Origin of the sequence: Klebsiella sp. A52 (genome assembly GCF_018388785.1) — a bacterium.
GTDB lineage: Bacteria > Pseudomonadota > Gammaproteobacteria > Enterobacterales > Enterobacteriaceae > Klebsiella > Klebsiella aerogenes.
This window is the reverse complement of sequence record NZ_CP074437.1, coordinates 3311840-3331572: the sequence shown is the minus strand read 5'-3', so window position 1 is coordinate 3331572 and position 19733 is coordinate 3311840. Positions and strand designations below refer to the sequence as shown.

Genomic DNA, 19733 nt, shown 5'->3' with positions numbered 1-19733 from the left:
GCTTCATTTCACGTCCGTGGCATATAAGAGATGCGCCAGCTTCTCAACTGCCGCAATATTCGCCGGCCCCGGAGTCAATTCAGCATACTGCAACTTTAGATAACGCTGCTGCCGGACAGCGGGGGTCTGTTTCATCAGGGGATGGGATTCCAGTACGCGCTGCAGCGCCTCGGTTCCCGTGCCGGTTTGGTAATCGAGCAGAATAATCACCTGTGGTTCGCTGGCCGCCACCGCCTCCCAGCTCGTCGTTGTCCAGTTCGCGTCCAGAGTATCCATCACGTTGCGTCCCCCGGCCGCCTCGATAATGGCCGTCGGCATCCCGTACTTGCCGCTGGTAAAAGGTTTATCTTCGCCGGAGTCATAGACAAAGACCCGCAGCGGCTGCGTATTCGCTGCCCTGGCGGGCAGATGCGCCAGGCGACGCTTCCACCCTTCCACCAGCGCTTCTGCCTGTTGTTGCTTGCCAAAAATCTTGCCCAACTTGAGTTCATCGTTGTACAGCAAACTCATATCAGCTTTCTTCCCGCGCCCGCCGGCCTGGACGCAGCTTTCACTGAGTACCAGCGTGTTAATCCCATATGGCGCCAGCGTCTGCGGCGTCACATCGCCGCCGATTTTCATGCCGTAGTTCCAGCCGGCGAAGAAAAAGTCCGGCCGAACCGCCAGCAGCGTTTCCAGCGCCGGATATTTAGGCGCCAGCTCGGGGATGACCCCCATCGCCGCTTTGAACTCCGGCGTAAGTTTGTACCAGCCGGTGATGCCGGTTAGCCCCACAATCCGCTGCTGGAGATCGAGCGCGAAGGCCATTTCCGCCATATTAAGATCGTTAATCACCGCGCGCTGTGGGGGTTGATTAAAGGTGATGGGCTTACCGCAGCTATCCACGGTGACGGGAAATTGATTAGCCAGCGCAAACGGGCTACTTAACAGCAGCAATAAAGTAGTTAAAAGTTTGTTCATATTTACTCGAGTTCATTAAGCGCGATGAGGAACTTCAAAAATGCGCAGCGCTTTACCGCTAACGGGATGCGCCACGCGAAAACTGGTCATGCCAAAAACCGGATAGCTCACGCTGGGGTGCAGCGCAGCTTCGGGTACGTCGCAAATCACCTGCTTGCCATGGTGGAGAACCAGCATCCGGTCGGCAAAGGCTTCAGCCGCGGCAAGGTCGTGTAACACCGCAATCACCGCAACCTCTGCGCGTTTTACCAGGGCAAGTAACTCGGTTCTCGCCAGCGGATCGAGGTGATTAGTCGGCTCATCCAGCAGTAATAATGTGGGCGATTGCGCCAGCGCGCGGGCGAGCGCGGCGCGCTGGCGCTGACCGCCGGAGAGGTCGCCCAACTGGCGATGGCGTAAAGGTTTCAGATCCGTATCACTAATAACGCTCTCCACGATGCGACGTCCCTGCGCCGAGGACGGTGATTCGCGATACGGTAAACGCCCCAATTGAACATACTCTTCCACCGTCAGACGCAAATCGGGGATATCGTTTTGCGACAGGAAGGCAATATTCCGCGCGCGCGCTTCCGGCGACAGTTGCCGTAGTGGACGCCCCTGCCAGTACAGCGTCCCTTTATCCGGACAGAGTTCGCCAATAATGGCTCTTAATAGGCTCGACTTACCGCTGCCGTTAGGTCCAATAACCGCCAGCTTTTCCCCGGCTCGGAGCGAGAAATGAATACCGTCAAGTATTACAGTCCCCTTTTTGACATTTAGACTCAGCCCCTTGATGCTAAGTATTTCAGGATCACTCTTAAGCATATTTACCGATATTTATATGTTATAACATAACATATACCTACCATACCCAGCTCGTCTCTGCAAAGGGGTTGCATACTTTGTTATCGTTATTCGCTAAAAAGTCTTCCGTTCCGGAGCGTAGATTCCGGGTCGCCTTCCAGACAGAGATTCGCTATCATCCGCCCTCACCCTTAAGCAGCGCCTGCCCATGTCTACCGTAATTGATACCTTCATCGCCCCACCTTGTTCCGCGCAGATTAAGATCCTCTACGAGGACGAACATTTGTTATTGATCGACAAACCCAGCGGTCTGCTCAGCCTATCGGGTAAGAACCCGCAGAACCTGGATTCGGTCCATCACCGCCTGGTGCAGAATTTTCCTGGGTGCTCGCTGGTTCATCGGCTCGATTTCGGGACTTCCGGCCTTATGGTGGTGGCGCGTAACAAAACGATCAACGCCGCGCTGTGTCAGCAGTTCAGCCAGCGGGCGGTAAGCAAGGTTTATCACGCCCTGTTGTGTGGGCATCCAGAGGAAGATGAAGGGGTGATAGACGCGCCGATTGCCAAAGATCCGGCGCTGTTTCCACGGATGGCGATTAGCGAGCGTAACGGTAAACCGGCGCGCTCGCGCTATCAGGTGCTATCACGGGAATGGTTGCCAACAGCCAGCGGTTCGCTGGCGGTAACTCGCGTACGATTGCTACCGGAAACCGGACGCACCCATCAGCTACGCATCCACTGCCAGCATCTCGGCTATCCGATTCTCGGCTGCGATCTCTACGGAGGGCTGGCGTCACATCAGGCCTCACGCCTGATGCTCCACGCCAGCGAACTGCATTTTCACCATCCGGTCAGCGGTGAAGCGATAGCGGCGCGCCAGCCCAGTCCTTTCTGATTCGTCAGTCGCAAATCACTTTTATCGCCAGCCCGCCGCGTGAGGTTTCGCGATATTTATCGTTCATGTCTTTACCGGTTTCATACATTGTCTCAATGACCTTGTCGAGACAAACCCGCGGCTCGCTGGTTCGGCGGAGCGCCATCCGCGCGGCGTTAACCGCCTTCACCGCATTGATGGCATTGCGTTCGATGCAGGGGATTTGCACCTGCCCGGCCACCGGATCGCAGGTCAGACCGAGGTTATGTTCCATGGCGATTTCCGCGGCGTTGCATACCTGCGCCGGGCTGCCGCCAAGGAGTTCCGTCAGCCCAGCCGCCGCCATAGAGCAGGCCACGCCAATTTCGCCCTGACAGCCAACTTCTGCGCCAGATATAGAGGCATTCATCTTATACAGTGAACCGATAGCCGCCGCAGCCAGCAGATAGCGGGCAATCGAGTTGGCATTGACCGGGCGGCGAAACTTGTCGTAATAGGCCAGAACCGCGGGAATAATCCCGCATGCGCCATTGGTAGGCGCGGTGACGACCCGACCACCGGCGGCATTTTCTTCGCTCACCGCCAGCGCAAACATATTGATCCAGTCGATGACGTTCATCGGATCGCGGGACAGACTATCGCTGGCCACCAGCTGTCGGCGCAGCGCCGCCGCCCGCCGCGGCACGTTGAGCGGCCCCGGCAGCACGCCCTCGGTATTCATTCCCCGCTCAATACCGTTACGCATCACCGCGTAAATGGCGGCGAAGCCAGCATCGATTTGCCCCTTATCGCGCAGCGCCAGCTCGTTTTGCATCATCAGGCCAGAGATGGAAAGGCCATTGTGTTCGCACAGCTGAAGCAGTTGATGGGCGGAACGGAAATCAAAGGGGACGGGCGTTGCGATATCGTGAGTCTGGCCAAAACGCGATTCCTCAACGATAAATCCGCCGCCAATTGAGTAATAGGTTTTGCTGAGTAGCGGCTGCTGATGATCCCAGGCGCTGATGCGCATACCGTTCTCATGGCGGGCCAGCGCGCTATCATGAAATACGATGCTCTCCGGCAACGGGAAATCAACCTGCCGACTCCCCTTCGCCACCGGCAGACGGCCGCTCGCGGTCACCTGCTGAATGAAAGCCGGGATGGCGTCAATATCGACATCCTGCGGACTATTTCCCGCCAGCCCCATGATAATGGCGACATCGGTCGCATGCCCTTTGCCGGTCAGCGATAGCGAACCGTACAGATCGACGACAATGCGCGTAGTCTGCGTCAGGTCGCCGCGGGTCGCCAGCTCGGTGATAAAACTTTTTCCTGCATTCATCGGCCCCACCGTATGAGAGCTCGAAGGACCAATACCAATTTTGAAAATATCGAAAGCGCTAATCATATCTACACCTCGGTTTACCGTGCAGTGAAGACCAGGTTTCACACCCATGATAAAAATGGGGCGACCATTATCGTCGCCCCGTTGCGTTACAGCGCCTGGGTGAAGGTTCGCGAAATGACATCCTGCTGCTGTTCGTGGGTTAGCGCATTAAAGCGCACCGCATAGCCAGAGACGCGGATGGTCAGGTTCGGATAATTTTCCGGATGAGCTATGGCGTCCAGCAGCATCTCGCGGTTCATCACGTTGACGTTCAGATGCTGGCCGCCCTCGATCCGTTCTTCGTGGTGGAAGTAGCCATCGAGCAGACCGACGAGGTTGGTTTGCCGGACGCTCGCCTCTTTACCTAACGCCGCCGGGACGATCGAGAAGGTATAAGAGATTCCATCCTTCGCGTAGGTGAACGGCAACTTAGCCACGGAAGTCAACGAAGCGACCGCCCCTTTGCGATCGCGGCCATGCATCGGGTTGGCCCCCGGCGCAAACGGCGTACCGGCGCGGCGGCCATCCGGGGTATTACCGGTTTTCTGGCCGTACACCACGTTTGAGGTAATCGTCAGGATCGACTGCGTGGGCACCGCGTTACGGTACGTCGGCAACACCTTAATTTTCTTCATAAAGCGTTCAACGAGATCGCAGGCAATACTATCGACGCGCTGATCGTTATTGCCGTACTGCGGATAATCGCCTTCAATCGCAAAATCGATCGCCAGGCCGCTGTCGTCGCGGATGGGTTTCACCTTCGCGTGCTTAATAGCCGAAAGCGAATCCGCCGCCACCGACAGCCCGGCAATCCCGCAGGCCATAGTGCGGTATACGTCGCGGTCGTGCAGCGCCATCAGCGAGGCTTCATAACTATATTTATCGTGCATGTAATGAATGATGTTCAGCGCGCTGATGTACTGCACCGCCAGCCAATCCATAAAATGATCGAGGCTGGCCATCACTTTGTCGTAATCCAGTACCTCATCCATCAGCGGCGCGGTTTTCGGCCCGACCTGGATTTTGAGTTTCTCATCCACCCCGCCATTGATTGCGTACAGCAGCGTTTTGGCGAGGTTGGCGCGCGCGCCGAAGAACTGCATCTGTTTGCCGATGACCATCGGGCTGACGCAGCAGGCAATAGCGTAATCATCACTGTTGAAATCGGCGCGCATCAGGTCATCGTTTTCATACTGCAGCGAGGAAGTGACGATCGAGACCTGGGCGGCATATTTCTTAAAGGCAATCGGCAGCGCTTCCGACCACAATACGGTAAGGTTGGGTTCCGGCGCTGGGCCCATGGTGTGCAGCGTATGCAGATAGCGGAAGGAGTTTTTAGTCACCAGCGTGCGGCCATCCAGCCCCATCCCGCCAATCACTTCGGTTGCCCAGATAGGATCGCCGGAGAACAGCGTGTCGAATTCCGGCGTACGCAGGAAACGCACCATGCGGATCTTCATAATGAAGTGGTCGATCAGTTCCTGGGCCTGTTGTTCATTGAGGATCCCGGCGTGGAAGTCGCGCTCGATATAGATATCGAGGAAAGAGGCGGTACGCCCCAGCGACATCGCACCGCCGTTTTGCGATTTCACCGCCGCCAGATAGGCGAAGTACAACCACTGTACCGCTTCCTGAGCGTTGCGCGCCGGGCGGGAGATATCGCAGCCGTATTTCGCCGCCATCTCCTGCATTTGCAGCAGCGCGCGGCGGTGTTCCGCCAGCTCTTCACGCAGACGAATAGTGGCTTCCAGATCCTGCCCGCGCTCCAGCGTTGCCTGCAGATCGGCAAACTGCAGTTCACGTTCACGCACCAGATAGCGGATGCCGTATAGCGCCACGCGGCGGTAGTCGCCAATGATACGCCCGCGGCCATAGCCATCCGGCAGACCGGTCAGTACGCCGGATTTACGGCAGCGCAGCATATCCGGCGAATAAGCGTCAAATACCCCCTGATTGTGGGTTTTACGCAGCTCGGTGAACAGATATTCAAACTGGCTATCCATTTCCCGGCCATAGGCATCAAACGAGCTTTTAATCATGTTAATGCCGCCAAACGGATGCAGCGCGCGCTTGAGCGGTTTATCCGTTTGCAAGCCGACTATTTTTTCCAGCGATTGCTCAATATAGCCGGCATCGTGAGCGGTAATGGTGGTGGCGATATTAGTATCAAAATCAACCGGCGCGTGGGTGGCGTTCTCTACGCGAATGCCGGCCATGACTTTTTCCCACAGCGCGGTCGTCGCCGGCGTCGCCTCAGCAAGGAATGATTCATCTCCGGTATACGGCGTATAGTTGTGCTGAATAAAATCACGGACATTAATTTCTTCTTTCCAGTCCGTACCTTTAAATCCGTGCCATGCTTCGGCGTACAGCATATCGCTGGTATCGATATTTACCTTCATGAAAATAATCTCTCTACAGGACCACAACGTAATTAAGCAAATTCCAGGGATGCATTAATTTTGCCTAAATGAATAGCATCGAGCGCAATCATCTTCTCTTCATTGGTGGGTATGACTGCAGATATCACTCGAGCCTCGCGGGAAGAAATAATGCGTTCACCGGCGGAGTTGGGTTGTTTATTTAGCGCCTCATTCAGGCTGACGCCGAATACCGCTAAATGCTCAATCACCAGTTGACGGATTAATACCGAATTTTCGCCGATACCGCCGGTAAAAATAATCGCGTCAAGGCGGCGTAGCGAGGCGGCATGGCCGGCAATGTGGCGGGCGATACGATGCACAAAGGTTTTAATCGCCAACCGCGCGCGTTCATGCCCCTCATGCCAGGCTTTTTCCAGCACCCGCAGATCGGATGACAATCCGGATATCCCCAGCAGGCCGGACTCCTTATTCACCACGCGCTCCAGATCGCTGAGCGTCTGGTTAGTTTCGCCGGCGATCCACGCCATCGCGCCAAAATCGACATCCCCGCTGCGGGTACCCATCATCAGGCCTTCCAACGGCGTCATGCCCATCGAGGTGTCCACGCTGCGGCCGTTGCGTACCGCGCAAATCGACGCGCCGTTGCCAAGATGAGCAATGACCAGCCCGCTATCCTGCTCGGGTAAATCAAGCAACGCCAGCGCGCGCTGAGAAACATAACGGTGCGAAGTACCGTGGAAACCGTAGCGACGCACGCCCAGTCGCTGGTAATAGTCCCACGGCAGACCGTAGAGAAATGCCTCTGGCGCCAGCGTCTGATGAAAGCTGGTATCAAAGACCGCTACCTGCTGTACGCCCGGGAATAACTGCTGAGCTGATTCAATACCGCTGAGATTGGCGTAATTATGCAGCGGCGCCAGCGGCGACACCTGGCGAATATTGTCGATAACTTCATCGGTAATTATCGCCGATTCGGTAAATATGCTGCCGCCGTGCGCGATACGGTGGCCAATTAACGCCACGCTATCCATTAAATCACGTTTTTCTAATTCAAATGCGATCGCCTTCAATGCGCCTTCATAGCTGCGGTGAGCCAGCTTAGCCGGCTCTCCCCCATTTATTGACAGGAACGCATCTTCAGAATTAATGCCATCTGCAATACCAGCCATTAATACTTCACAGCTGGCGGCATCAAGTACTGAAAATTTAATTGAAGACGAGCCGCAGTTAATGACCAGTACTACCGGATATTCATTCATGTCATCACTCCGCTCGTCCTGAGCTTAATTAAAACAGTTTGTAAACGATGTTCAGAATGGTCAGCAGACCGATTACCGTGACGAAGACGTTGTCCAGGCGGCCGCGATATTTCGCCAACGATGGCGCTTTACGGATGGCGTACATCGGCAGCAGGCACAGCAGCGAGGCAATAATCGGCGCGCCCATCGCTTCAATCAGGTCGAGAATGTTCGGGTTGGCGTAGGCGACAATCCACGTTGAGCCCATGATAAAAATCATGCTGATGGTGTTGAGCTTGCCGCTGGAAACGCGGGTTTTATCGCCTTTGTAACCAAACTTCAGCACCAGACCGTTCAGGCCTTCCAGCGTGCCGAGGTAGTGTCCGAAGAAGGATTTGAAAATCGCCACCAGCGCGATGATTGACGCGCCATATTCAAGCACCGTTGCAAAGGTGGATTTGGTGCCGGACAGCGAGGCGAAGTGGTTCGCCAGGTACGAGAGCACCGGGATATTCTGCGCTTTGGCATCTGCCATATTCTGCGGCGACAGCGTAAACAGGCAGCTGAAGGCGAAGAACATTACCACGGCCACCATCAGCATGCTGGCGCGAGAGATAATCTGTGAACATTTGCGCTCGGTGAACTCGCGACCAAAGTCTTTTTCATACTCTTCGCGCTTGGAAACCACGAATGAAGAGACAATAGGCGAGAAGTTAAACGAGAACACCATAATCGAAATACCCAACCAGACGGTAACCAGAATGCCATCGTGACCGGTTAGCGAAATCTCGCTTAAATTCACTTGATCGATGACCGCGGAGTTCCAGTAAGGGATCAGCGACAGCGAAATCAGCACCAGGCTGGCGATAAATGGCCATACCAGATAGCTCATCACTTTCACCATCAGGTCTTTACCGAACCAGATGACAAACGCCATTAGCAGCAGCAGGAACAGCGCGACAAAACCGCGGTTCAGCGCCGGCAACTGCAGCTGGTTTTCCCAGAAGGTCATAAAGGTATTAGTGATTGTCACGCCGTAAATCCACAGCAGCGGGCAAATCGCAAAGAAATAAAGGAAGGTAATCACCACCCCGCCGGTTTTACCAAAGTGCTCTTCTACCGTTTCGGTGATGTTGCCGGAAGGATTTGAGCCGGAAAGGCACAGCCGCGCCAGCGCCCGGTGGCAATAGAAGGCGATCGGGTAGGCCAGCACTAACATCAGTAAGATGGGGATCAGGCCGCCGAAACCGGCGCGGATCGGGAAGAATAATACCCCGGCGCCAATGGCGGTGCCGAATAAGCCCAGGGTCCAGGTGGTGTCCGATTTGCGCCAGGACGACTCTTTTGTCTGGCTGGATACAATGCTATCTGTAGTACTCATATCCTATCCTCATCAAAAAGATTAAGCGTCAACTAAACCAGTAATTTGCGATACGCGAGACAGGTCGATATTGCCGCCGGAAATAATGCTGACGGTTTTTCGGTTCTGAATATAGCTGTCCAGCTTACCGCTTAATAATGCGGCACAGGCTAACGCCCCGGCCCCTTCGGTAATCACTTTATTGCGTTGAATAAGTGCGACCATGCTGTTGCGAATTTCGTCTTCGCTGACCAGCACAATATCGTCAACTAATTCACGAACAATCTGATAAGTAATATTTCCCGGGCGAGAAACGTCGCAACCGTCGGCCAGGGTGGCATTATTGCGATGATTGGTGATTTCTCCGGCGTAATACGAGGCCGCCATGCCGTGAACGTTTTCAGACTGTACGCCAATAATCCGAATGGTCGGGTTGATCGATTTAATCGCCACCGCGATACCGGCAATTAAACCGCCGCCGCCAATCGGTACAATAACGTTATCGACATCATATAAATCCTCCATGATTTCCAGACCAATAGTCCCCTGGCCGGCTATCACTTTCGGATCGTCGTATGGTGGAATAAATATCCGCCCTTCCATTTCAACAATTTCGCTGACTTTGGCGATGGTGTCGTTAAAATTATCGCCATGTAGCACCACTTCCGCCGAATAGTCGCAGGTGGCGGCCACTTTTGATTTTGGCGCGCCTTTCGGCATCACCACTTTACCGTCGATGCCGAGCATAGCGCAGGAGAGCGAAACGCCCTGCGCATGGTTACCGGCGGAACACGCCACCACGCCTTTGCGCTTTTCCGCATCAGTCAGCGAACTGAGTTTATTAAACGCGCCGCGAATTTTAAAAGAACCGGTGCGCTGCATATTTTCAAACTTAAGGAAGATTTCGCCTTTGCATCGTTCGCTGAAATAATTCGAACGCGGCATCCCCGTTTTATATATTTTACCTGCCAATCTTTTTTTCGCTTCGAGGATATCTTCAATAGCAACTGGAAGATCGTATGTAATATGCATGAGAACCTCTTAACCTGGAATTAAACAAATAGCGTTAATGGGCAGCGACTGATAAATAAATCGCAGCTTAAGTTTCAATCAATATAAAAAGACAGTTAATCTACGGTGATTAATTGTCGTCGTCGGCAACCGCTATGGGCTGAATATTCTTTCGCTAATTCAACTAACGCCGAGGCCGCACTTTTAATGCGATAATTCTTCGACCATACCGCAGCATAATGCGCTACCGGTAATGCGTCCTCGACAGGAATAGTAATAAATTGATTAGAGCCAAATGGTGCGGTCATATCACACGGAATAACCGTCAGGAAATCAGCATTGAGAACAAGATTATAAATAGTAACGACAGAGTCTGTTTTAACGATGTTTTCATTGTTGATGCCGCTGCGTTGAAGCGTGGCGAGGAGTTCACTGTAGTAACCCATATTGGTTTGCGGCAATACCCACTGTTCGTGCTGTAACGATGCCAGCGTGGCACTGCCGCTCCGCGTTCGCGATTTGCTGGCCACCAGCACGAATTCCGATTCAAATAGCGGTTCGACATGTAGATCGTGCAGCTTCATTTCATCGCTCAGCGTGCCGATGGCGAAATCGAGACGACCATCGCGGATCGCCGGCAGGAACGAAGAAAGCTGCGCTTCATACATCGAGACCTGTGCTTTTGGATATAATTTTTTGAATTTATGGATCATATCCGACATAAAAGTGAAGCCGATTAGCGACGGGAAACCAAACGAGACGTCAACGACTGTGCTGCAGGTCATACTGTGCATTTCGTTAACCATATTTTTCATTTCACGGGTAATCGACTCCGACCAGGTCAACAGCACCTGCCCGGCTTCAGTCAAAGTTACACCGGTATTTTTACGGACGATGAGCTCGGTACCGAAATAGTCTTCAATATCATTAATTGTTTTACTGACTGCAGGTTGAGTTAATCCTAATTCTTTCGCTGCTGAACCAATCGAACCACTTCTGATCACCTCCTGGAATACAACCAGGTGCTGAGTTTTAGGGAGCGGAATAGTATTCATATTGGTTATCCACGTTAATGACTTTGTTGACGGCGGGAAGTGTATCAAATGATGATCTGGTGGTTGTGTGAGACCACTCACAAAGCCCTTTCACCTATAATCAACCTTATCCAAAAAACAAATTAAAACATTTAAAATCAATAAGTTAAAATCAAAAACATGAAATTAATCATGATTTTAGTCAAAGAAATATGAGGGGATAAAAAATATTTATGGGGATAAAAAAGGTTAATTTTTAAGCTAAAAATGAGCGAGCAAAGGGTAATTTTCAAGCAATAAAAGGAGGCATTTCACATTAATTTCTGTTTAAACCTCAGGTGTAAACAATCAAATAAAATGAGAAAACTGTATTTATTTCGATTCATTACGGGATGAGGTCACAATTTTTCACGTTATTTGTATGTAAAGATATATTTCATTAATTTAGCTGAAAACAAAAACAAACAATTGGTTATCATTATCAACATTATTTTAACCTAATTTTTAGGCTATTTTATAGCAGGTAATTCCTTGATTAAAATCAATATCGATTTTTCATCCAGTCACAAACCTGCCAAGCAGTGATTTGTGCTAATCATCACAAATCAGGAAAACTCATCATCCATGTGCCGCAGATAACGCCAACCGGTAAGCGCACTCACCGCCGCACAGATCGCTAACGTGATACCCAAGGATTCCCCCCAACCCACAATTGCCAGCCCCAAGCCGATAATCAAATAATAGGCCAGGCCAAGCAGCGCCCCGGCACTACCGCGGCAATCGCCGTAATCGCTAAGCGCCGTACCCAGCACCACGGGGATCGCCATGGCATAGGCTGTCGCTACCCCCATCATCGGCAGCAAAAAGAGCCATGAATGTGTTAACAGGCCAACGCCTGCGCTGGCGAGCAATAACAGAAGACCGGCACAAATAAATATGTGCTGCTGCCCCGCTCCACGTCGTAGCAACAGACGATTCCCCTGCGCGCCGGCTAACGCTCCCGCGGCCAGCGCCATACCGCTGTAGCCAAAAGCCCGCGCATCCAGCCCCAGGCGTGCAAAAAGGAACGGCCCCTGGCTGTAGTAGCTGAACAAACCGATATTCAATGCCGCCACCAGCGCCACCGCTAAACGGATTTTTGTATCCACCATCATGCGCAGTAATAGCGGCCAGAGCGCCTGATTTGCCGTTCGCGACGGCCGGGTTTCCGGCATTACCGCCGCGCACAGCAGCAATAGCGTCGCCGCCAGCAACGCCAGGGCGCTAAACACGCCATACATCCCCCACCACCCCGCCAACACGCCGCCAGAATAGACGCCAATTGCTGGGCTGATAGCCAGCGCCATGCCCACGAAGGAAAAAATCGCCGCCAACTGCCGACCTTCAAACGCATCGCGCAACACCGTTTGCCCAACCACCGACCCGATAGCCGCGCCGAAAGCCGCCACGATGCGAGCCGCCAGCAATACGCCAAAATTTGGCGCCGCCAGCGCCAGCATGCAGCCTGCGGTATACACCGCCAGACCGAGCAATAACGCCGGCCGCCGTCCACGCCGGTCGCTGAACCAGCCCCAGAACAGCACGCCGATGGCAAAGCCAATGAAATAGACCGCCAGCGTCTGCGCCGCATCGCCGGCGCTAACGGAAAAATGGGCGCTGATATCAATTAGCGCCGGGCTATAGATAGTTTCCGCGATTTGCGGAAACATGAGTAATGCGGTAACCAGCGCCATCGCCGAACGACTTAACATATCAATCTCCCTCATCAGAGGCGCCATTGTAGGGAGCGGCAAAATCGGCGATTATAAATATAATGACACTTAACATCGAGAATCAGACATTATGGCCTGGCTCAGCGCGGATGCATCCTTTGACCCTGATATATTCAATGCGCCGCTGATTGGCGTGCAAGCGACCCTAAACGGCGATCATGACGATGGTCTGCATCAACATCAAATGGGACAGATGCTATTTACCCGTCAGGGCTGCATCCGGCTGACGCTGAACGACGGCGCGCTATTGTGTATGTTGCCGCCGACCCGCGCGGCGTGGATCCCCGCAGGCGTCACCCACCGCGCCGAAATGCAGCACATCGTTGATTACCGTTCGGTATGGTTCGCCAATGACTCATACCCGCAGTTGCCCCGTCAGCCTGCGATCCTCAACGTTACGCCGCTGCTGCGCGAGCTACTGGAACGCATTAGCGCCAGCCCCTGGGATACCGACTGGCGACAGGGCCCGGCCCTGCACCTGGCGGCGCTTTGCGTGGCGGAAATCGGCGCGGCAAAACACGAACCGATGATGCTAACGCTGCCGCAGGATAAACGTCTACGTCATCTCAACGGCCATGAGCAACCGCCGCTACTTCAACAACTGGCGGCGCAATGCGGCGCCGGAGAAAAGACCATCAGCCGCCTGTTTCAGCGCGAAACCGGCATGTCATATCAGCAGTGGCGCCAGCAGTGGCGGCTGATGAAAGCCGTAGAATTGCTGTCCTGCGGCCAGCGCATCACGGATGTCGCCCAGGCGCTGGAGTTTGCCAGCGATAGCGCCTTCATCTACTTCTTCCGTACTCAGACCGGCAAAACGCCGGGACAATATGTCGCCAGGTAAATACTCTGTTTTCGGCCAAAATGTTAACTCCAGCACGCGAGGCGGCCGATATTCGGCTAAGGTTTTCTGATGGCCGTTCGCAGTGGCGCGAAGTCAGCAAAACGTAAAATGGAGAATTATCGATGACGAGATCGGTTCTACGTCGCCCGGAAACCCTGACCCACCTTATTCAACTGGCGCTGGGAGGCGCAATGTTAAGCCTGGCGACATTCGCCGCGCAGGCAGATGACAACACCTCCCCGGTGCCGCAATCGCCTGATGAACTTTTAGGCCCGCTATTTAACGACGTGCAAAGCGCGAAACTCTTCCCTGACCAAAAAACCTTCGCTGATGCGGTCCCGAATAGCGATCCGCTAATGATCCTTGCCGACTATCGGATGCAAAAAGGTCAGGCCAGCTTCGATCTGCGCCATTTCGTCGAGATCAACTTCACCCTGCCGCGGGATAACAATCAATACGTGCCGCCGAAAGGGCAAACCCTGCGTCAACACATTGATGGGCTATGGCCGGTGCTAACCCGCAGCACCGTCGAGGTCGAGAAGTGGGATTCGCTGCTGCCGCTACCGAAACCTTATGTGGTGCCCGGTGGACGCTTCCGCGAAGTCTATTATTGGGATAGCTATTTCACCATGCTGGGCCTCGCCGAAAGCGGGCACTGGGATAAAGTGGAAGACATGGTGGCCAATTTTGCCGCCGAGATTGACCGCTGGGGGCATATTCCAAACGGCAACCGCAGTTACTATCTGAGCCGTTCGCAACCGCCGTTCTTTTCCTTTATGGTTGAGCTGCTGGCCAGCCACGATGGCGATCGGGCGCTAAAGACCTGGCTGCCGCAGATGGAAAAAGAGTATCGCTACTGGATGGAAGGCGCCGATGCGCTGACGCCCGGCAACGCGAATAAACGCGTGGTACGTCTGGAAGATGGCGCGCTGCTTAACCGCTACTGGGATGATAACGATACGCCTCGCCCGGAGTCCTGGCTTGACGACGTGACTACCGCCAAAAACAATCCTAACCGCCCGGCCACCGAAATCTATCGTGACCTACGTTCCGCCGCGGCCTCCGGATGGGACTTCAGTTCTCGCTGGATGGATAATCCGCAGCAGCTGGGGACTATCCGCACCACCAGCATCATTCCGGTCGATCTCAATGCGCTGATGTTCCACATGGAGAAAACCATTGCCCGCGCCAGTAAAGCCGCAGGTGACAGCGCTAAAGCCGGACAGTACGACGCGCTGGCGAATGCCCGCCAGAAGGCGCTGGAAAAATATCTGTGGAACGATAAAGAGGGCTGGTATGCCGATTACGATCTGAAGAGCCATAAAGTTCGCAATCAGCTGACCGCCGCGGCGCTGTTCCCGCTGTACGTCAAAGCGGCCTCCAGCGAACGTGCCGCGAAGGTAGCCGCCGCCGCCGAAAGCCGCCTGCTGAAGCCCGGCGGGCTTACCACCACCACGGTCAATAGCGGCCAACAGTGGGATGCGCCAAACGGCTGGGCGCCGCTGCAGTGGGTGGCGGTGGAAGGTCTGCAGAACTATGGTCAGAAAAAGGTGGCCATGGACGTCACCTGGCGCTTCCTCAGCAACGTCCAGCACACCTATGACAGCAAGCAGAAGCTGGTTGAGAAATATGACGTGAGTTCGACGGGTACCGGCGGCGGCGGCGGAGAGTATCCTCTGCAGGACGGCTTTGGCTGGACCAACGGCGTGACGTTAAAGATGCTCGACCTGGTTTGCCCGCAAGATAAACCGTGCGATGCGCTGCCGGCAACCCGCCCGGCGCAGGCAGAAATCACCGCTGGCAAGCAGCCCGCCGCGAACGATGCCGTGGCGGCTGCGGAGAAAAAAGCCCAGTAATCCCCTGCGCGCGGCGATATCTTCGCCGCGCTTTTTCCATCGACGTAACCCCATCATCCGCCGACAGCCAGCAAAATGTCTTCTTGCTCTGAGGAGGACTATTTTGCTTGATCATGCAAAAGCAAACGATAATAATTCGCATTATTTTTAACGAAAAAGCATTTCGTTTATTTCCGCGGCGGCGCACAGGAGTGCCAGACCGCGCTATTCAGGATTATGGCATGATCTCCTCTGTTAATTTTAAGCGCTCCGCGCTGGTGTGCGCCCTCGCGGCCGCTTTCCCTCTCGCCGCTCAGGCGCAAGATACCCTGATCGTGACCGCGCAACCTGACGACTCCGCCAGCGCGCAAACTCAAGGCTATAGCGCCAAAACGTCAACCGGCGCCACAAAAACCGACCAGCCGTTGATTACTACCGCCCAGTCGGTATCGGTGATCACCCGCCAGCAGATCGCCGATCAGGGCGCCAATACCGTAAGCCAGGCCCTACAGTATACGCCGGGGGTTTATTCCAGTTTTGGCGGCGGCGCGACGCGCTTTGATACCATCTCGCTGCGCGGCTACCACGGCGGCGACGTTGATAACCTGTTCCTTGACGGCATGCGCCTGATGAGCGACGGCGGCAGCCATAACGTACTGCAGATCGACCCATGGTTTATTGAACGCGTCGACGTCATCCGCGGCCCCTCTTCCGCCCTTTATGGCCAAAGCGTGCCGGGCGGGGTGGTCAATTTGACCTCCAAACGGCCGCAGTTCAGCCAGCAGGGGCACTTTCGCCTGACCGGCGGCACGCAAAATACTAAGGGCGCGGCCTTCGACTATACCGATGCCATTAATGACCAATGGGCCTGGCGGCTCATCGGCATGACCCGCAGCAGCGATACGCAGTATGATCATACCCGCGAAGAGCGCTATGCGATTTCGCCTTCCTTGCTGTGGCAGCCGGATAGCGATACTTCGCTGCTGTTGCGCGCCTACCTGCAAAAAGATCCCTCCGGCGGCTACCACGGCTCTCTGCCGCTGGATGGTACCCGTTATGCGCACAACGGCCGTAAGCTCTCACCCAGCACCAATGAAGGCGATCCGGGCGATGGCTACCAGCGCCGCGAGCAAATCTACAGCTATGAATTCAACCACCAGTTCAGCGATGTCTGGTCGGCTTACTCCGCGGGCAGCTATACCCATACGAATGTCTCGCTGGATCAGGTTTATCAGGTTGGCTGGGTGGGTGACAGCGACCTGCTTTCCCGCGGCTACAGCGGTTCCCGCGGGTCGCTGGACGGCTGGTCAACCGATAACCGCCTGCGCGCCGATTTCGCGACCGGTGAAGTGGCGCATACGTTAATCCTCGGCGCTGAGTATCATCGCTTCCGCAACGATTTATGGACCGGAGCCGGCGGCGCGGCGCCGCTTAACCCCTTTACCGGCTATACGCCGCAAACCGGGCATACCATCACCTACAGCGATAAAAATAATCGCCGTTATTACCAGACCGGGCTTTATCTGCAGGATGAAATGGTGTGGAATCGTTGGCACTTTGACGTTTCCGGACGCTACGACCGCATCGTTTCACAACAGGTTAGCGACACTTCAGGCACGTCAAACCGCCGCTCCGACGATCGCATCAGCGGCCGCGCCTCGCTGCTGTACGCGCTCGATAATGGCCTTTCGCCCTACTTAAGCTACAGCCAGGCGATTACCCCGGCGATGCTGCCGGGCGCCGATGGTACGTTATTAAAACCCACCACCGCCGAACAGGTGGAGGCCGGCTTGAAATTCCAGCCGCCGGGCAGCAGCGATTTGTATAGCATCGCGATTTACGATTTGATGCAAAAAGATGTCGCCACCCGCGATCCGAACATCGCCACCGCCACCTATATTCCCGCCGGGAAAGTGCATTCACAGGGCGTAGAGCTGGAAGCGCATAACCAGATTACGCCGCAATTGAGCACGATTGCCTCTTATACCTGGAATCGCCTGCGCTTTCAGGACACGAAAGACGGCACCGATAATAATACCCCTCAGCTGACGCCAGATCAGATGGCCTCATTCTGGGCGCGCTATCAATTGCCGGCGGGTATCACCCTTGGCGCGGGTGTGCGCTATATCGGTAAGCAGTGGGCCGATGACGCCAATACCGAGCGTTTACCGTCAGTCACCCTGATAGATGCGATGGCGCGCGCCGACCTCGGGGCATGGTCAACGGCGATGAAAGGCGCCTATATTCAGGTTAATGCGAATAATATCGGCGATCGCGAGTATATTTCCGGCTGCTACGGTACCGGCAACTGTTACTGGGGGGCTGAGCGTAGCGTCACGGCAACCGTGGGCTACGATTTTTAATTTACCTCGTAAACATAAGCCTCCTGAAATAAGTCGGAGGCTTAATTTCATAAACCACACAAATATCTGATCAGTGCTTTTTAATGAAAGCCGCCAGACAAACTAAATTTATTGTTTAACCAGAACCACCCTATTAAACTAGCTACTATTCTGGTAAAAATTCACGCGCAAGGTTGCGGTTATCACAAGGAGTGTGAAGTGAACAATTTAATCAGTTTCATCTCTGATTTATCCCCATTGTCCTTTATGGGTTACCATATATTATCAACCACGGTGATATATATTCTAGTGATGATTATTATCTCAAAGACTCGTCCTTCTGAGAAAAACACGCCGATACCACCACCTTACTCCATATCTCCGTCGTTTCTTGCCTGGCTACGGGGCAGAGCCACCGTCGTTATTCAATTAGCCATTTTCAGGCTATTAAGAAAAAACTACGTAATCATTATTCATTGCGCTGAGAATATCGAACTTTGCGCCAACCAGCAGTATGCAGAGTGCAAGATGACTCGTGTAGAAAAAATACTCTTTGACCATTTTTCTACACCAAAACCCAGCGCCCAGAATTTACCCCTTTCTCTTTACGTCGCCGATAAAAACCATTGGTCAGACGATCCCCAGTGTAGGGGCCTGATGCTCAGTCCGGCGCAACATACGTGGAATATGATCCTGATCGTCGTTCCTTCATTAATTTTAATCGGTACATATCTGTGGAAAACGTTTTTCGATAGTAGCACGCTTATCCACTCCGGCGTATTAAGCTGGCTCATGATGCTTATCGTTACCGGGCTTTGGTTGTTACTTTGGCTCATCATTACCTTAAATGCCACCCGGATGGACCGTGAGGGGATCTCAATTAACATTGTTCATAATTATGTAAATAGATTAAAGGATACTCTCATGGCTGAGGCCGAAACAACAACGGATGAAACAGCTGATTATTACGTCGCCATCGGTAAAACTTCCCTGCTACCCGAGAAATATCGTGAATTTATAACGATCATCAAGCCAATAAATTATGCATTTTCTGTTGAACGGCTTGAGTAGTCTGAGGGCGACATCATGTGGACTCTTATTATGCATATGCATCCTTTACTGTTTCTCGGCTGTATTATCGTTGTCGTCCCGGCTATTTATCTTTCTATCGGAATCATTATCGCCCTGACGCGGCCTGCGGCTAAAGCCCAGCAGTTAACGACCGGGATCGACCCATGGCTTCTTGCCTGGATTGACGGCGGCGGCACGCGGGTCATTCAGTTAGCAATGTTCAGTTTGTTACATAAAGGATATCTGTGGATCCCCGAGCCCGGGCAGATGTTGGCTAACGGACGTTATGCAAGCAATGAAATGAACGTCATTGAAAGAATTTTATTTGACCATTTTGAGGTACGAAAACCATGTCATGAAGATCTGCCTACTAGCCTGCATATCACCAACCTTAACATCTGGCAGGATCAGCAAAAAAGCCCAGAGCTGGCCTTAAGTATGCTACGCCGCCGATGCAATTTTCTGTTGTTCAGTATCCCCTCACTCATCTTAGCCGTAATATTAGCTTGTCGAATATTTATCTACGTCGATGTCGCTGAAAACACTTTTTGTTGGATATTGATGGTTACAGGAAGCCTGTTGTGGTTCACTGCATGGGGTTGCAACGTATGGGATCATAATCGTCTGGATTTGAATGGGGTCTCACATAATAATTCTCAGGCGCTTATCGGATTATTACGCGAAAAATTAGCCCAGACTAGCGATGAAATGGATGAGGCCACGGCTATGCTGGTGGTGGCGGTTAATGGAATCGAGTCCCTTCCTGAAAGTTACCGGGATTACAAAGAGTTGATTGGTCCCGTCAGCTACATCAGTTCAATTAGCCACGAAAGTTAGGATTATCTGAAAGGCACCCCGC

The 19733-nt window shown here is 53.5% G+C and carries 14 protein-coding genes and 2 pseudogenes; 6 read left to right on the top strand and 10 right to left on the bottom strand.

Annotation, left to right across the window (positions count from 1 at the left end; genetic code table 11):
- Window positions 1–3: 3 nt before the first annotated feature.
- The 3 genes and pseudogenes from KGA69_RS15725 to KGA69_RS24345 form a co-directional block, all read right to left on the bottom strand.
- Window positions 4–960: an ABC transporter substrate-binding protein gene (locus KGA69_RS15725; RefSeq protein ID WP_213292444.1), complete on the bottom strand. Its 957-nt coding sequence runs from the start codon at window positions 958–960 to the stop codon at window positions 4–6.
- 15 nt (window positions 961–975) lie between these two features.
- Window positions 976–1299 (bottom strand): annotated as a pseudogene (locus KGA69_RS24350) (ABC transporter ATP-binding protein); the annotation flags it as partial.
- A 9-nt stretch (window positions 1300–1308) separates the two neighbouring features.
- Window positions 1309–1668, bottom strand: a pseudogene (locus KGA69_RS24345) (ATP-binding cassette domain-containing protein); the annotation flags it as partial.
- 283 nt (window positions 1669–1951) lie between these two features.
- Between KGA69_RS24345 and KGA69_RS15715 the strand changes: the two are divergent.
- Entirely contained in the window at window positions 1952–2638 is a 687-nt protein-coding gene (locus tag KGA69_RS15715; protein WP_049060741.1) for an RluA family pseudouridine synthase, read from the top strand.
- A gap of 4 nt (window positions 2639–2642) precedes the next feature.
- Here KGA69_RS15715 and tdcG read toward each other — a convergent pair whose 3' ends face one another.
- From tdcG to KGA69_RS15680, 7 genes are all read right to left on the bottom strand, one after another.
- Window positions 2643–4007, bottom strand: a complete 1365-nt coding sequence (gene tdcG / locus KGA69_RS15710) for an L-serine ammonia-lyase (protein ID WP_049060740.1) — start codon at window positions 4005–4007, stop codon at window positions 2643–2645.
- Between the two features lie 86 nt (window positions 4008–4093).
- On the bottom strand, window positions 4094–6388 hold the full coding sequence (gene pflB, locus KGA69_RS15705) for a formate C-acetyltransferase (RefSeq protein WP_047050660.1): 2295 nt from the start codon (window positions 6386–6388) through the stop codon (window positions 4094–4096).
- A gap of 32 nt (window positions 6389–6420) precedes the next feature.
- Window positions 6421–7629, bottom strand: a complete 1209-nt coding sequence (tdcD, locus tag KGA69_RS15700) for a propionate kinase (protein ID WP_047050661.1) — start codon at window positions 7627–7629, stop codon at window positions 6421–6423.
- A 28-nt stretch (window positions 7630–7657) separates the two neighbouring features.
- On the bottom strand, window positions 7658–8989 hold the full coding sequence (gene tdcC, locus KGA69_RS15695) for a threonine/serine transporter TdcC (protein WP_045390456.1): 1332 nt from the start codon (window positions 8987–8989) through the stop codon (window positions 7658–7660).
- Window positions 8990–9010: 21 nt separating this feature from the next.
- Window positions 9011–10000 carry a bifunctional threonine ammonia-lyase/L-serine ammonia-lyase TdcB gene (gene tdcB / locus KGA69_RS15690; protein ID WP_045376007.1) on the bottom strand — a complete coding sequence of 330 codons (990 nt, stop codon included), beginning with the start codon at window positions 9998–10000 and terminating at the stop codon, window positions 9011–9013.
- A 95-nt stretch (window positions 10001–10095) separates the two neighbouring features.
- Window positions 10096–11034, bottom strand: a complete 939-nt coding sequence (gene tdcA / locus KGA69_RS15685; protein ID WP_045390453.1) for a transcriptional regulator TdcA — start codon at window positions 11032–11034, stop codon at window positions 10096–10098.
- Window positions 11035–11618: 584 nt separating this feature from the next.
- A complete protein-coding gene (locus KGA69_RS15680; RefSeq protein ID WP_213292442.1) occupies window positions 11619–12764 on the bottom strand; it encodes an MFS transporter in 1146 nt (381 codons plus the stop codon).
- Window positions 12765–12855: 91 nt separating this feature from the next.
- Between KGA69_RS15680 and KGA69_RS15675 the strand changes: the two genes are divergently transcribed.
- The 5 genes from KGA69_RS15675 to KGA69_RS15655 all read left to right on the top strand — a co-directional run bounded on the left by KGA69_RS15675 (window position 12856) and on the right by KGA69_RS15655 (window position 19711).
- Window positions 12856–13626 (top strand): AraC family transcriptional regulator, encoded by a 771-nt coding sequence (locus tag KGA69_RS15675; protein ID WP_045390448.1) that lies wholly within the window; start codon window positions 12856–12858, stop codon window positions 13624–13626.
- 122 nt (window positions 13627–13748) lie between these two features.
- On the top strand, window positions 13749–15482 hold the full coding sequence (locus KGA69_RS15670; RefSeq protein ID WP_213292441.1) for an alpha,alpha-trehalase: 1734 nt from the start codon (window positions 13749–13751) through the stop codon (window positions 15480–15482).
- A 221-nt stretch (window positions 15483–15703) separates the two neighbouring features.
- Window positions 15704–17824, top strand: a complete 2121-nt coding sequence (locus KGA69_RS15665) for a TonB-dependent siderophore receptor (RefSeq protein ID WP_213292440.1) — start codon at window positions 15704–15706, stop codon at window positions 17822–17824.
- Between the two features lie 198 nt (window positions 17825–18022).
- On the top strand, window positions 18023–18874 hold the full coding sequence (locus KGA69_RS15660; RefSeq protein WP_213292439.1) for a TIGR04222 domain-containing membrane protein: 852 nt from the start codon (window positions 18023–18025) through the stop codon (window positions 18872–18874).
- Between the two features lie 15 nt (window positions 18875–18889).
- Window positions 18890–19711, top strand: a complete 822-nt coding sequence (locus tag KGA69_RS15655; RefSeq protein ID WP_213292438.1) for a DUF2207 domain-containing protein — start codon at window positions 18890–18892, stop codon at window positions 19709–19711.
- The last annotated feature ends 22 nt before the right edge of the window (window positions 19712–19733 follow it).